Annotated in this window: 12 protein-coding genes; 9 read left to right on the top strand and 3 right to left on the bottom strand. The window is 57.7% G+C overall.

Going from position 1 to position 14,187, the window contains the following annotated elements:
- From recO to acpS, 3 genes are read left to right on the top strand one after another with little or no spacing between them, the layout of a single operon-like run.
- A complete protein-coding gene (gene recO / locus PGR10_RS09770; RefSeq protein ID WP_032712187.1) occupies positions 1–738 on the top strand; it encodes a DNA repair protein RecO in 738 nt (245 codons plus the stop codon).
- Between the two features lie 11 nt (positions 739–749).
- Positions 750–1,481, top strand: coding sequence for a pyridoxine 5'-phosphate synthase (gene pdxJ / locus PGR10_RS09765; RefSeq protein ID WP_042893102.1), 732 nt, complete (start codon positions 750–752; stop codon positions 1,479–1,481).
- Positions 1,481–1,861, top strand: a complete 381-nt coding sequence (gene acpS / locus PGR10_RS09760) for a holo-ACP synthase (protein WP_271031818.1) — start codon at positions 1,481–1,483, stop codon at positions 1,859–1,861. The genes pdxJ and acpS overlap by 1 nt, the downstream gene beginning before the upstream one ends.
- An 8-nt stretch (positions 1,862–1,869) precedes the next feature.
- On the opposite strand, the gene PGR10_RS09755 is transcribed toward acpS, so the two are convergent.
- Both PGR10_RS09755 and PGR10_RS09750 read right to left on the bottom strand, forming a co-directional pair.
- Positions 1,870–2,130: a YfhL family 4Fe-4S dicluster ferredoxin gene (locus PGR10_RS09755; RefSeq protein WP_015370294.1), complete on the bottom strand. Its 261-nt coding sequence runs from the start codon at positions 2,128–2,130 to the stop codon at positions 1,870–1,872.
- A 56-nt stretch (positions 2,131–2,186) separates the two neighbouring features.
- Entirely contained in the window at positions 2,187–3,035 is an 849-nt protein-coding gene (locus tag PGR10_RS09750; RefSeq protein WP_087858391.1) for a MurR/RpiR family transcriptional regulator, read from the bottom strand.
- A gap of 214 nt (positions 3,036–3,249) precedes the next feature.
- On the opposite strand from PGR10_RS09750, the gene yfhb reads away from it, so the two are divergent.
- The gene (gene yfhb, locus PGR10_RS09745) at positions 3,250–3,885 is read left to right on the top strand and encodes a phosphatidylglycerophosphatase C (protein WP_430914705.1); all 636 of its coding nucleotides are present in this window, start codon (positions 3,250–3,252) and stop codon (positions 3,883–3,885) included.
- 79 nt (positions 3,886–3,964) lie between these two features.
- Positions 3,965–4,468: a tRNA adenosine(34) deaminase TadA gene (tadA, locus tag PGR10_RS09740; protein WP_015370298.1), complete on the top strand. Its 504-nt coding sequence runs from the start codon at positions 3,965–3,967 to the stop codon at positions 4,466–4,468.
- On the opposite strand, the gene mltF is transcribed toward tadA, so the two are convergent.
- Positions 4,465–6,084 (bottom strand): membrane-bound lytic murein transglycosylase MltF, encoded by a 1,620-nt coding sequence (gene mltF, locus PGR10_RS09735; RefSeq protein WP_430923411.1) that lies wholly within the window; start codon positions 6,082–6,084, stop codon positions 4,465–4,467. The two genes, tadA and mltF, sit on opposite strands and share 4 nt — an antisense overlap.
- Before the next feature lie 173 nt (positions 6,085–6,257).
- Here mltF and purL point away from each other — a divergent pair, with 173 nt between their 5' ends.
- The 4 genes from purL to glrR all read left to right on the top strand — a co-directional run bounded on the left by purL (position 6,258) and on the right by glrR (position 14,186).
- On the top strand, positions 6,258–10,145 hold the full coding sequence (gene purL, locus PGR10_RS09730) for a phosphoribosylformylglycinamidine synthase (RefSeq protein ID WP_430923410.1): 3,888 nt from the start codon (positions 6,258–6,260) through the stop codon (positions 10,143–10,145).
- A 570-nt stretch (positions 10,146–10,715) separates the two neighbouring features.
- Positions 10,716–12,152 carry a sensor histidine kinase gene (locus PGR10_RS09725; RefSeq protein ID WP_430923409.1) on the top strand — a complete coding sequence of 479 codons (1,437 nt, stop codon included), beginning with the start codon at positions 10,716–10,718 and terminating at the stop codon, positions 12,150–12,152.
- Between the two features lie 17 nt (positions 12,153–12,169).
- On the top strand, positions 12,170–12,862 hold the full coding sequence (qseG, locus tag PGR10_RS09720) for a two-component system QseEF-associated lipoprotein QseG (RefSeq protein WP_162750221.1): 693 nt from the start codon (positions 12,170–12,172) through the stop codon (positions 12,860–12,862).
- Entirely contained in the window at positions 12,849–14,186 is a 1,338-nt protein-coding gene (gene glrR / locus PGR10_RS09715; RefSeq protein ID WP_045377589.1) for a two-component system response regulator GlrR, read from the top strand. Before qseG ends, glrR begins: the two co-directional genes overlap by 14 nt.
- Position 14,187 lies beyond the last annotated feature (1 nt).

The raw sequence follows: 14,187 nt of genomic DNA, 5'->3' as shown, positions 1-14,187 counted from the left end.
GTGGATGGATGGCAGCGCGCCTTTGTCCTGCATAGCCGACCGTGGAGCGAAACCAGTCTGATGCTGGACGTCTTCACGGAAGAGTCCGGTCGCGTGCGCCTGGTTGCCAAAGGCGCACGCTCCAAACGTTCTAATCTCAAAGGCGCCTTACAGCCCTTCACCCCCTTGCTGGTTCGCTTCGGCGGCCGCGGCGAAGTCAAAACCCTTCGCAGCGCGGAAGCCGTCTCGCTGGCGCTGCCGCTCAGCGGCATCACGCTCTACAGCGGTCTTTACGTTAACGAACTCATCTCCCGCGTGCTCGAGCACGAAACGCGCTTCTCCGAACTCTTTTTCGACTACCTGCACTGCATTCAGGCCCTTGCCGGGACCAGCGGTTCGCCGGAGCCCGCGCTGCGGCGCTTTGAACTGGCGCTGCTCGGGCACCTGGGCTATGGCGTTGATTTCCTCCACTGCGCCGGCAGCGGCGACCCGGTGGATGACACCATGACCTACCGCTATCGTGAAGAAAAAGGCTTTATCGCCAGCCTGGTGATTGATAACAGCACGTTTACCGGGCACCATTTGAAAGCGTTGGCTAGCCGAGAATTTCCGGATGTAGATACGCTGCGCGCCGCGAAGCGCTTTACCCGCATCGCCCTGAAGCCGTATCTTGGAGGGAAACCGCTCAAGAGCCGGGAACTGTTTCGCCAGTTTATGCCCGCGCGAAAGGCGCGAGCCGATAATACGAATAATGATTAACGAGGATTGTCATGGCTGAATTACTGTTAGGGGTCAATATTGACCACATTGCGACATTGCGTAACGCGCGCGGTACCGCTTATCCGGATCCGGTGCAGGCGGCTTTTATTGCTGAACAGGCCGGCGCCGATGGTATTACCGTGCACCTGCGCGAAGACCGCCGCCATATCACCGATCGTGACGTGCGCATCCTGCGCCAGACTCTGCACACCCGAATGAACCTTGAAATGGCGGTCACTGAAGAGATGCTGGCGATTGCCTGCGAAACTAAACCGCACTTTTGCTGCCTGGTGCCGGAGAAGCGTCAGGAAGTGACCACCGAGGGTGGGCTGGACGTGGCCGGACAGCGCGATAAGATGCGCGATGCCTGTCAGCGCCTGGCGGATGCCGGTATTCTGGTCTCCCTGTTTATTGACGCGGATGATGAGCAGATCAAAGCGGCTGCCGACGTGGGCGCGCCGTATATCGAAATCCATACCGGCTGCTATGCCGATGCCAAAACCGATGCCGAACAGGCAAAAGAGCTTGAGCGTATCGCCAAAGCGGCGACTTATGCCGCCAGCCTTGGTCTGAAGGTGAATGCCGGTCACGGTTTGACCTATCACAACGTGAAAGCCATTGCCGCCTTGCCGGAAATGCATGAGCTGAATATCGGTCATGCCATTATTGGTCGCGCGGTGATGAGCGGCCTGAAAGAAGCTGTCGCGGAAATGAAACGCCTGATGCTGGAAGCGCGCGGCTAATGGCGATTCTCGGGCTGGGTACCGACATCGTCGAAATCGCCCGCATCGAAGCGGTGATCGCCCGTAGCGGCGATCGCCTGGCGCGCCGGGTGCTGAGCGATCACGAATGGAGCATTTGGGAGCATCATCAGCAGCCGGTGCGTTTTCTGGCAAAACGCTTTGCGGTCAAAGAAGCGGCGGCGAAAGCGCTCGGAACCGGTATTCGCAACGGCCTGGCGTTTAATCAGTTCGAAGTTTTCAACGATGAATTAGGCAAGCCGAAACTGCGGCTATGGGGCGAAGCAAAGCTATTGGCTGAACGGATGGGGGTAAGCGCTATTCACGTCACTCTCGCCGATGAACGCCACTATGCCTGCGCCACGGTGATCGTCGAAAGCTAAACCCGCGGTTAAAGCTTATCCGCGTGGTGCATGAGCACGAATTTATCCCACAACTGTTCTTCATTCTCGACGTGCGCCGGATCTTTGAGAATAGTATTCGGGATCGGGCACACTTTCTGGCAGGTTGGCGTGTCGTAGTGGCCCACGCACTCGGTGCAGCGATCGCTGTTAATCTCATAAATGCTCTCGCCCATCGAAATGGCCTCATTCGGGCACTCCGGCTCGCACATGTCGCAATTGATGCATTTTTTGGTGATTAACAGCGCCATCAGGAAAATCTCAGAAACAACACAAACAGGGCGGGCATTATACGCCCATTTTCTACTCAGACCAGCTTTTTCACCAGCGCTTCGCTATGGCGTATGCGTTCCGGCGCGTGTTCGAGATCTTGCTGCACCAGTGCCATAAACAGGAGATCGGTGAGCATCATTTGCGCGCTGGTGGAGGAGATCGCCGCGCTGCGCGTCGCCTGCTCTTCAGCAATAGTGTAGAGACACTGCGAAGCCTGCTGCTGCAGGGCGTTGGGAGTAAACCCGGTGATCGCGAGGATCTTGCTGCCAACGCGTAGCGCTTCAGCAGCCGCCATATTGATCTCGCGGCGTTCGCCGGAATAGGAGATAGCCAGCAGCAGATCGTCCGCCGACATCGCCTGCACCGTTGCCAGCAGCGCATGCATATCCTGCTCGGCGACGGCGTTGATGCCAATTTTCATTAACTTCCAGCTAAAATTGCGCGCCACCAGCCCGGAGGCGCCGATGCCGGTAATGATCACCCGGCGAGCATCGCGCAGTAGGGTCACAGCCTCCAGAAGTTTCTCTTCGCTGTTGACGTCAAGCGAGGCGTGCATCGCCGCGATGTTATCCTTGATCAACTTCTCGCCCACCAGACGCAGCGGATCGTCGCCGCGAATTTGGTTATGTACCGGTACAGAGTGCGGATCCGGGCTGCTAGCCAGCGCTTCGCTGAGCGCCAGTTTTAATGCCGGAAAGCCTTTGAACCCCATTTTTTGCGCGAACTTCACCACGCTGGACTGGCTTACACCCGCTTCGCCCGCCAGCTGCTGCGAGCTGAGATGGCGGGTTTGGTCCGGCTGAGCCAGAATAAAGTCGGCAAGTTTTTTGTCGCTCGCCGCCAGCGACGAGTAACGTTGGCGGATGCGGATTAAACAGTTCATGGCTTCTCCGAAGGAGGGCGTTAGCGGCGAAAAGAATTTTGTATTCGATTATAAGTGGAATAATACGAATTAAAAATTCTGCTGTGAAGAATTATGCGAACGGGTCAGATTCTGAATCTTACCTCAACCACGGCAGACAATTTCGCGCTCGTCGCGGCAAGCCTGTTAAGCTATCGACATCGCCAGGAAAATCCGTACCAGAAAGGAGTTCGGTTTGAACAGTAACGCGCGACGAGTCGTGTTTTTCGATCTTGATGGCACCTTGCACCAGCAGGATATGTTCGGCAGCTTTATTCGTTACCTCTTACGTCGTCAACCGCTCAACGTACTGACAGTGGCGGCCTTGTCGCCAATAGTACTGCTGGGGCTGTTGGTTAACGGACGCGCGGCGCGCTGGCCGATGAGCCTGCTGCTGTGGGCCGCCACCTGTGGCCGGCGTGAAAGCCATCTTAAGCGTCTGGAGGCGGAGTTCGTTAGCTGGTTTCGCCAGCACGTGACCGCCTTTCCGGTGGTACAGGGCCGGCTAAACGACTATTTAACCAGTACCGATGCCGACGTCTGGCTGATTACCGGCTCACCGCAGTCGCTGGTGGAACAGGTCTATGCCGATACGCTTTGGCTGCCGCGCGTAAAGCTTATCGCCAGCCGTATGAGCCGCCGTCGCGGCGGCTGGGTGCTGACGCTGCGTTGCCTGGGCCATGAGAAAGTAGCGCAGCTGGAACAGCGGATCGGCGCGCCGCTACGCTTATATAGCGGCTATAGCGATAGCGAGCAGGATAACCCGCTACTCTGTTTTTGCCAGCACCGCTGGCGGGTGACGCCGCAGGGCGATCTCCAGCAGCTCGAATAATTCTGCTGCAGGCGAATTATTTGGGCGATATATAGCGCCCATGTATAATGCGCCCCGCTTTTTCTGCAGGAGTGCCGCTGTGTCTGACCACGAATTTAATGATGAATACTGGATGCGCCATGCGCTGACGCTGGCGAAACGCGCCTGGGAAGAGGGCGAGGTGCCGGTGGGCGCCGTGCTGGTGCATAACAATCAGGTCATCGGTGAGGGCTGGAACCGGCCGATTGGTCGTCACGATCCCACCGCCCATGCCGAAATTATGGCGCTGCGTCAGGGAGGGCTGGTCCTGCAGAACTATCGTTTAATTGATGCCACGCTGTACGTCACGCTGGAGCCTTGTGTGATGTGCGCCGGGGCGATGGTGCATAGCCGTATCTCGCGGCTGGTGTTCGGCGCCCGCGATGCTAAAACCGGCGCGGCCGGGTCGTTAATCGATGTGCTGCATCATCCGGGGATGAACCACCGCGTTGAAATTACCGAGGGAATTCTGGCTGAATCTTGCTCCGCAATGCTGAGCGATTTCTTCCGCTGGCGGCGGGAAGAGAAAAAGGCATTGAAGAAAGCGCGTCAGGAAGAGGGCTAACGTCCCAATGTCGGCAACTTCAGTTTAACGTTGTCGACAAGCCTTTCGCCGCGAAACTTAAAGAAGGGCATCGCATACTCTTTATGCTCGCTATCGAGTTCTTCCGGCGCGACGGCTGGATAATCTTCGGCAATCGCCATCTCCTGCGCCGCTTTCCTTTCCTGTTCAGACAAATACCCAACCAGACTGATATGGTACTTACGAATATTTTCCACGTAGGCGTAGGCCTCATGGCCTCGGGCGTAGCCATATTTTAAGCGGCTGTAGTAGGGCTTCTGGCTCAACAATGGTAGACGTTGCTTAACGTCGGACCAGCTGTTCGGATTGCCTTTTTGTTTTTTTGTCAGCGCCATCGCGTCAAGCATATGCGCGTAGCCCATGTTATAAGCCGCCAGCGCAAACCAGATCCGCTCCTCTTTCGGAATTGAATCCGGCACTTTGGCCATCATATCCTGCAGATAGCGCATACCGCCATCGAGGCTCTGTTCGGCATCGGTACGGTCGGTCAGGCCTAAACTCTGGGCGGTGTTACGGGTTAGCATCATCATGCCGCGCACGCCGGTTGGCGAGGTGGCCTGCGGATCCCAGTGCGACTCCTGCCAGGCAATCGCCGCCAGCAGTCGCCAGTCGATCTGTCGGGCGTATTTCTCAAAAAGCGGCTTCAGATCCGGCAGCGTATTCTGCACCGCGCGCAGGAAGGTGCGGGTATCAACATAGTCGAAATCGTTGCCGTGGCCGAGATACTTCTCTTCCAGGCGGGCGAGGGTGCCGTCTTCATTCATACTATTAAAGAAATCGAGCATAGCTGCCGATAGTGAATTGTCTTCGCTTTTTTCGCTAAACCAGGTGACCGGCTGTTCATCGCTGATATCGAGCGCCACAGCCAGCTCCGGATGCACGCGCTGGAACAGGCTGACGGCGACGGAATCGGCGACGGTATATTCCAGCGTGCCGTCGATGACCGCCTGCATCAGGGCGGTAGTGCCGCGCTTTTCATCGACGCGCCAGTTGAGGTCCGGGTATTTGCTCTCCTTCAGCGCCTGCAGGTCGTTAAGGGCGACGTGGCCTGGGGCGATGGCGAGCTGTTCGGCGTTGATCCCGGCCAGCGTGCGCGGGCGATTACCGCCAACGCGATAGACCAGCTGCTGCGAAACGGAATAATAGGTGGGGCCCGCCTGATAGTTCTTTACCCGCTCGGTGTTATAGACCAGCCCGGCGGCCAGCATATCGGTTTTACCGGCATCGAGATCGTCAAATAGCTGGCTAATATTCTGCCGCACGGTGACTTTCAGCTTCACCCCAAGGTAATCGGCGAAGCGTTTCGCCAGTTCGTAATCAAGACCGTAGTCTTTATTGTTGATGGCGGTGTAGGTCAGCGGGGAGTTAATTGTACTCACGCGCAGTTCGCCGCGAGCAATGATCCCGGCAACGCGGTTCTCCGGTTTTCCCATCCACGGTAAAGACGGCCACAGCGCCGCCGCCAACAAAAGGGTGACGACGCCGATCAGCAGATAATTAATCTTTAATTTTTTCAAATAGTTAATTTTCTGCAGCGTGGAGTTCCTCAGCTGGGTATATCCGGAAAAAGTAAAAGGTTGCCGTAAGTTGAGCGGCATTTTGCTTAAGAATGCGCCAGTTGGCAACTTATTCGCGATTCATGTCACATTTATTGATAAAACTGATGAATCATTTTATTTCTACGCAAACGGTTTCGTCGGGGCTCAGGATTCTCTATAATGGCGCCCGTTTCCCCCTGGCTCACCTTGAAAGCTTCGAAGACGAGAGACTTATGATGGATATTTTGCGTGGTTCACCTGCACTGTCGGCATTCCGTATCAACAAACTGCTGGCACGTTTTCAGGCGGCCAACCTGCCGGTTAGCACCTTATACGCGGAGTATGTTCACTTTGCCGACCTGAGCGCCCCGCTAAGCGATGAGGAGCGCGAAAGACTGGTCAGACTGCTTAAATATGGCCCAAGCCTCAGCAGCCATACGCCAACCGGTAAATTACTGCTCGTCACCCCTCGCCCCGGCACTATCTCTCCCTGGTCCTCCAAAGCTACCGACATCGCCCATAACTGCGGTTTATCGCAGGTCGTGCGGCTGGAACGCGGCGTGGCGTACTACGTTGAAGCACAGGGTCTGAGCGACGCGCAGTGGGACGCCGTTGCGGCAGAACTGCACGATCGCATGATGGAGAGCGTTTTCACTGAGCTGGAAGAGGGGGAGAAGCTGTTTGCTCACCATCAGCCGACGCCGGTGACCAGCGTCGACCTGCTGGGCCAGGGACGTCAGGCGCTGATTGACGCCAACCTCCGTCTGGGGCTGGCGCTGGCCGATGACGAAATCGACTACCTGCAGGATGCATTCGTTAAACTTGGCCGCAATCCGAACGACATCGAACTGTATATGTTCGCGCAGGCCAACTCGGAACATTGCCGCCACAAAATTTTTAACGCCGACTGGATTATCGACGGCCAAAAACAGCCGAAGTCGCTGTTTAAAATGATCAAAAACACCTTCGAGAAAAACCCGGAATATGTGCTGTCTGCCTATAAAGACAACGCCGCGGTAATGGAAGGTTCCGAAGTCGGTCGTTATTTCGCCGACTATCAGACCGGGCGCTATGACTTCCATCAGGAGCCGGCGCACATTCTGATGAAAGTTGAAACCCACAACCACCCGACGGCAATTTCGCCGTGGCCAGGGGCCGCGACCGGTTCCGGCGGCGAGATCCGCGACGAAGGCGCAACGGGACGCGGCGCGAAGCCGAAAGCGGGCCTGGTCGGCTTCTCGGTTTCGAACCTGCGTATTCCGGGCTTTGAGCAGCCGTGGGAAGAGGATTTCGGTAAACCAGAGCGTATCGTGACCGCGCTGGATATCATGACCGAAGGCCCGCTGGGCGGCGCGGCGTTTAACAACGAATTTGGTCGTCCGGCGCTGAATGGCTACTTCCGTACCTATGAAGAGAAAGTGATCAGCCACAATGGCGAAGAGCTGCGCGGCTATCACAAACCGATCATGCTGGCGGGCGGTATTGGCAACATCCGCGGCGAACACGTCCAGAAGGGCGAAATCACCGTTGGCGCCAAGCTTATCGTGCTGGGCGGCCCGGCGATGAACATTGGTCTCGGCGGCGGCGCGGCGTCATCCATGGCTTCCGGTCAGTCTGATGCCGATCTGGATTTCGCCTCCGTACAGCGCGACAACCCGGAAATGGAACGCCGCTGTCAGGAAGTGATCGACCGCTGCTGGCAGCTGGGCGATGCGAACCCGATTCTGTTTATCCACGACGTTGGCGCGGGCGGTCTCTCTAACGCGATGCCGGAGCTGGTGAGCGATGGCGGCCGCGGCGGAAAATTCCAGCTGCGCGATATCCTCAGCGATGAGCCGGGCATGAGCCCGCTGGAGATCTGGTGTAACGAATCCCAGGAGCGTTACGTTCTGGCGGTCGCGCCGGAACAGCTACCGCTGTTTGAAGAGCTGTGCCGCCGCGAGCGCGCGCCTTACGCGGTGATCGGCGAAGCCACGGCGGAGCAACACCTCAGCCTGAGCGACAGCCACTTTAACGATCGGCCGATCGACCTGCCGCTGGACGTCCTGCTCGGCAAAACGCCGAAAATGACGCGTGACGTGCAAACGCTGAAAGCGCAGGGCAGCGAGCTGGATCGTCAACCAATGACGATTGCCGATGCGGTTAACCGCGTGCTGCATCTGCCGACGGTGGCTGAGAAAACCTTCCTCGTGACCATCGGCGACCGTACCGTCACCGGCATGGTGGCGCGTGATCAGATGGTGGGACCGTGGCAGATCCCGGTCGCCAACTGCGCGGTGACCACCGCCAGCCTCGATAGCTACTACGGCGAAGCGATGGCGATGGGCGAACGCGCGCCGGTTGCGCTGCTCGACTTTGCCGCCTCAGCCCGCCTGGCGGTCGGCGAAGCGTTGACAAATATCGCCGCTACGCAGATTGGCGAACTCAACCGCGTCAAACTGTCGGCAAACTGGATGGCGGCAGCCGGTCACCCGGGGGAAGATGCCGGTCTGTATGAGGCGGTAAAAGCGGTCGGTGAAGAACTGTGCCCGGCGCTGGGCCTGACTATCCCGGTGGGCAAAGACTCAATGTCGATGAAAACCCGCTGGCAGGAAGGTAGCGAGCAGCGCGAAATGACCTCGCCGCTGTCGTTGGTTATCTCCGCGTTTGCCCGCGTTGAAGACGTGCGCGGCACCGTGACCCCGCAGCTCTCTACGGAAGACAACGCCCTGCTGCTGATCGATCTCGGCAAAGGGCGTAACGCGTTGGGCGCTACCGCGCTGGCGCAGGTCTATCGTCAGCTTGGCGACCAGCCGGCCGACGTGCGTGATGTCGCGCAGCTGAAAGGCTTCTGGGACGCGATGCAGGCGCTGGTGGCGCAGCGTAAGCTGTTGGCCTATCACGACCGCTCCGATGGCGGCTTGTTAGTGACGCTGGCGGAAATGGCTTTTGCCGGTCACTGCGGCGTCACTGCCGATATCGCCGCGCTGGGCGACGACCGTCTGGCGGCGCTGTTCAACGAAGAATTGGGCGCGGTGATTCAGGTTCGGGCCGCGGATCGCGAAGCGGTAGAAGCGCTGCTGGCGATGAATGGTCTGGCAAATTGCGTGCACTACTTAGGCCAGGCGACGGCAGGCGATCGTTTTGTTATTACCGCCGACGGTCAGCCGCTGTTCAGCGAAAGCCGCACCACGCTGCGTATGTGGTGGGCGGAAACCACCTGGCAGATGCAGCGTCTGCGCGACAACCCGGAGTGCGCCGATCAGGAACACCAGGCGAAGTCTAACGATAGCGACCCGGGTCTTAACGTTAAGCTGTCGTTTGATATCAATGAAGATGTTGCCGCACCGTATATTGCGACCGGCGCGCGCCCGAAAGTGGCCGTGCTGCGCGAGCAGGGGGTTAACTCCCATGTTGAAATGGCGGCCGCTTTCCATCGCGCCGGATTCGATGCCATCGACGTGCATATGAGCGATCTGCTGGCAGGTCGTTCCGGTCTTGGCGACTTCCATGCGCTGGTGGCCTGCGGCGGCTTCTCCTACGGTGATGTACTGGGGGCAGGTGAAGGTTGGGCGAAATCGATTCTGTTCAACGAACGCGTACGCGATGAGTTCGCCACTTTCTTCCACCGCCCGCAGACGCTGGCGCTGGGCGTGTGTAACGGTTGTCAGATGATGTCCAACCTGCGTGAGCTGATTCCTGGCAGCGATCTGTGGCCGCGCTTCGTACGCAACCACTCAGACCGCTTTGAAGCGCGTTTCAGCCTGGTTGAAGTCACCCAAAGCCCATCGCTGCTGTTGCAGGGTATGGCCGGTTCGATGATGCCGATTGCCGTTTCTCACGGCGAAGGGCAGGTGGAGGTGCGGGACAGCGCGCACCTGGCCGCGCTTGAAAGCAAGGGGCTGGTGGCGCTGCGCTTCGTCGATAACTTCGGCAAAGTGACGCAAACCTATCCGGCGAACCCGAATGGCTCGGTGAACGGCATTACCGCGGTGACCAGCGAAAGCGGTCGCGCGACGATTATGATGCCACACCCGGAACGCGTCTTCCGTACCGTCAGCAACTCCTGGCACCCGGAAAACTGGGGTGAAGACAGCCCATGGATGCGCATCTTCCGCAACGCGCGTAAGCAACTGGGTTAATACCGCTAGCGTATTGTGTTGATGAAAACGAGCCCCCTGTTAATCCAGGGGGCTTTTTTATTTGTGATCGAGGCCGTATCAGAGTGTCGGGAATTACCGACAGACGTGGTTTTGCGGTGTCTCTGAATGACGACACTTAAGTTATTGATTTTAAATGTGTGTGATTGAAGGTCGATTTGCTGTTGCTAATTGGCGACACTATGGTCAAAGAACAGGCAAATTATTTTGGGTGGGTTTTTGCATGTAATTCTTTATATATCATGGTGTTAATAATTTGTTTTGAAAGGTGGCATAGTTCGTGCATAATAATCAGCAGTGGCTCATTCACCTTCTTATGTCAGCCCCCTCGGGAAGCGCTACATAAACTTCGAATGACGCACAAACAGGTGCCTGCCGTCCAACTCCTGATAACAGCTCAGCTTTATCAGCCATCGGGCGAAACGTCGAGTAAGGCACCGCCTCATTCCTTAATAAAGGCAGGCTTTAGAGCCTGCCTTTATTGTTTCTGCCGTGGATGTTTCCGCCATCCTCAGTTAGCATCTTCAGGAGCTAATGGTTGAGGCTATATCTTTGAAGCGATTCTCTCTTTTCCCCCGTTCCTTGCGCCAACTGGTGACGCTTTCCTTTGTACTGATCATGCTGCCGCTGCTGGTGCTGGCATGGCAGGCCTGGCAAAGCCTGAACGCGCTCAGCGCCCAGGCCGCGCATATTAACCGCACCACCTTGACGGATGCGCGGCGTAGCGAAGCGATGGTCAACGCCTCGCTGGAAATGGAGCGTAGCTATCTCCAGTATTGCGTGCTGGACGATCCTACCCTTGAGCGGGTCTATCAAAATCAACGTAAGCGTTATAGCGAAATGCTTGAGGCGCTCTCCGGCGTGTTGCCGGATGCTGACATCTGGCAGACCCTGCGGCAGAACCTTGCCGACCTGGCCCAACTACGTTGCCATAATAGCGCGCCGGATGCCAAAGCCGCGGCGAGCCTCGAAGCCTTTGCCGATGCTAACAGTGAAATGGTGCAAGCGACCCGCACGGTGATTTTCTCCCGCGGCCAGCAGCTACAGCAGGAGATTGCCGAGCGCGGGCAGTTCTTCGGCTGGCAGGCGCTGGTTCTGTTTCTGCTGAGCCTGACGCTGGTCTTGCTGTTTACCCGCATGATCATCGGCCCGGTGAAGGGCATTGAGAAGATGATCAATCGCTTGGGCGAGGGGAAATCGCTGGATGATGCGGCGCTATTCACCGGCCCGCGCGAACTGCGGTCGGTTGGTAAACGGATTATCTGGTTGAGTGAACGTCTGGCGTGGCTGGAGTCCCAACGCCACCAATTTCTTCGTCATTTGTCACATGAACTGAAAACGCCGCTCGCCAGCATGCGTGAAGGAACGGAACTGCTGGCGGACCGGGTCGCGGGGCCGCTGACGACGGAACAGCAAGAAATCGTTGAGATCCTCGATAACAGCAGCCGCAATCTGCAAAAGCTGATCGAACAGCTGCTCGACTATAATCGCAAACTGGCCGATGGCCCGGTCGAGCGGCAGAAAGTGGATATTGCCGAACTGGCGCAGACCGTCGTTTCCGCGCATAGTTTACCGGCAAGAGCCAAGATGATGTCTACCGAGCTTGCGCTGGGTGAACGCTTCTGCCTGGCGGAGCCGACGTTGCTGACCAACGTGCTTGATAATCTGTACTCCAATGCGGTGCACTATGGCGCTGAATCCGGTAACATTCGGATTCATAGTTACCGCCACGGCGAGCAGGTTCGTATCGATGTCGCCAACAGCGGCGAGCCGATCCCCGCCGCCGAAAGAAATATGATTTTCGAGCCTTTTTATCAGGGAAGCCACCTGCGTAAAGGGGCAGTAAAAGGCAGCGGTCTGGGGTTAAGTATCGCCCGCGACTGCGTACGGCAAATGCAGGGAGAGCTGAGCCTGGTCGATGATAATCCCGGGTTCATCTGTTTTCGCATCTCGCTCCCCGCCGCTGAGCCGGGAAAAACCAACACATGAATCAACATTGGGTGAATATGTCCCACTTTTTCGCATTGCGCCGTCCTTTACGGGGATGGCTGCTGTCGGGCCTATGCTGCCTGACGCTGGCGGGTTGTTCCGCCGCTATGTCGCCGCGCGCCGCTGACGGCAATGCGCCGCCCGAGCTGCCGGAACATCAGGTGGCGGATTTTCTCTCCGTAGATTGCGCCAATATCTGGTCGCTGGAAAACGATGCCAGTGATAAAAACCCGCTGTACTGGCTGCGCGGCATTGACTGCGCGGATCGCCTGGCGCCGGTACAGGCCCGCGCCGAAGCCAAATTGCATAACGATGATAACTGGCAGGATGCGTTGAAACGCGGCATTCTGCTGGCCGACGCCAAAATTACCCCCGACGAGCGTCGTGAAATGGTTGCCCGCATCGACAGCTTTAGCCCGCAAATCGCCGCCCAGGTTCGCCCGCTGTACCGGCTGTGGCGCGACGGCCAAGCCCGCCAATTGCAGTTATTTGAGGAGCGCTCCCGCTACGGCAAACTCCAGCAATCAAGCGATGCTGAACTGGAAACCTTGCGTCAGCAGGAGCAACAGCTACGTAGCCAACTGGAGCTGACCACCCGCAAGCTGGAAAACCTTACCGATATTGAGCGCCAGCTCTCCAGCCGTAAGCCCGGCGGCAATTTTAATAGCGGTAGCGATAAGGTACCGGAGGTGATCCATGACGATCCGTAAACCCGCCCACCTGCTGCTGGTGGACGACGATCCGGGGCTGTTAAAGCTGCTAGGGATGCGTCTGGTCAGCGAAGGTTACAGCGTGGTCACGGCGGAAAGCGGGCCCGAGGCGCTACGCGTGCTGACGCGCGAGCGGGTGGACCTGGTGGTGAGCGATTTACGCATGGATGAAATGGATGGCCTGCAGCTGTTTGCTGAAATCCAAAAGGCGCAGCCCGGCATGCCGGTCATCATCCTGACTGCCCACGGCTCCATTCCTGACGCCGTTGCCGCTACCCAACAAGGGGTGTTTAGTTTTCTGACTAAACCGGTCGATAAAGACGCGCTGTATAAAGCGATTGATGATGCTCTCGAGCAGAGCTCGCCGGCCACCGACGAGCGCTGGCGACAGGCGATTGTCACCCGCAGCCCACAGATGCTGCGGCTGCTGGAGCAGGCCGGTATGGTGGCGCAGTCGGACGTTAGCGTGCTGATTATCGGCCAGAGCGGTACCGGGAAAGAGATTGTCGCCCAGGCGATCCACAACGCCAGTCCGCGCCACGAAAAACCGTTTATCGCGATTAACTGCGGCGCGTTGCCGGAACAATTGCTGGAATCCGAACTGTTCGGCCACGCGCGCGGCGCCTTTACCGGCGCGGTCAGCAACCGCGAAGGGCTTTTTCAGGCCGCCGAGGGCGGTACGCTTTTCCTTGATGAAATCGGCGATATGCCCGTCGCGCTGCAGGTGAAGCTACTGCGCGTATTGCAGGAGCGTAAGGTGCGCCCGCTGGGCAGCAACCGCGATATCGATATCGACGTGCGCATTATCTCGGCGACCCACCGCGATCTGCCGAAGGCGATGGCGCGCGGTGAGTTCCGTGAAGATCTGTTCTATCGGCTCAATGTGGTTAACCTGAAGATCCCGCCGCTTTCCGAGCGCGCGGAGGATATCCCGCTACTGGCCAATCATCTATTGCGCCAGTCCGCCGACCGTCACAAACCCTTCGTGCGCGCCTTCTCCACCGATGCGATGAAGCGGCTAATGGCCGCCAAATGGCCGGGCAATGTGCGCCAGCTGGTTAACGTGATTGAACAGTGTGTGGCGCTGACCTCATCGCCGGTGATCAGCGATGCGCTGGTGGAGCAGGCGCTGGAGGGTGAGAATACCGCGCTACCGACCTTCGTCGAGGCGCGTAATCAGTTTGAGCTCAACTACCTGCGTAAGCTTTTGCAGATAACCAAAGGCAATGTGACGCATGCCGCGCGGATGGCCGGGCGCAACCGCACCGAGTTTTACAAACTGCTGTCGCGCCACGAGCTCGACGCCAACGACTTTAAAGAGTAGC

Source organism: Klebsiella sp. 141198 (assembly GCF_050600785.1).
Lineage (GTDB): Bacteria > Pseudomonadota > Gammaproteobacteria > Enterobacterales > Enterobacteriaceae > Klebsiella > Klebsiella aerogenes.
This window is presented reverse-complemented; position numbering and strand designations above follow the sequence as displayed.

Bases quoted from the DNA above. Each gene is read 5' to 3' on its own strand.
- purL (WP_430923410.1), top strand. From the start codon at position 6,258: ATGATGGATATTTTGCGTGGTTCACCTGCACTGTCGGCATTCCGTATC.
- PGR10_RS09755 (WP_015370294.1), bottom strand. From the start codon at position 2,130: ATGGCGCTGTTAATCACCAAAAAATGCATCAATTGCGACATGTGCGAG.
- pdxJ (WP_042893102.1), top strand. From the start codon at position 750: ATGGCTGAATTACTGTTAGGGGTCAATATTGACCACATTGCGACATTG.
- acpS (WP_271031818.1), top strand. From the start codon at position 1,481: ATGGCGATTCTCGGGCTGGGTACCGACATCGTCGAAATCGCCCGCATC.
- PGR10_RS09750 (WP_087858391.1), bottom strand. From the start codon at position 3,035: ATGAACTGTTTAATCCGCATCCGCCAACGTTACTCGTCGCTGGCGGCG.
- glrR (WP_045377589.1), top strand. From the start codon at position 12,849: ATGACGATCCGTAAACCCGCCCACCTGCTGCTGGTGGACGACGATCCG.
- mltF (WP_430923411.1), bottom strand. From the start codon at position 6,084: ATGCCGCTCAACTTACGGCAACCTTTTACTTTTTCCGGATATACCCAG.
- qseG (WP_162750221.1), top strand. From the start codon at position 12,170: ATGTCCCACTTTTTCGCATTGCGCCGTCCTTTACGGGGATGGCTGCTG.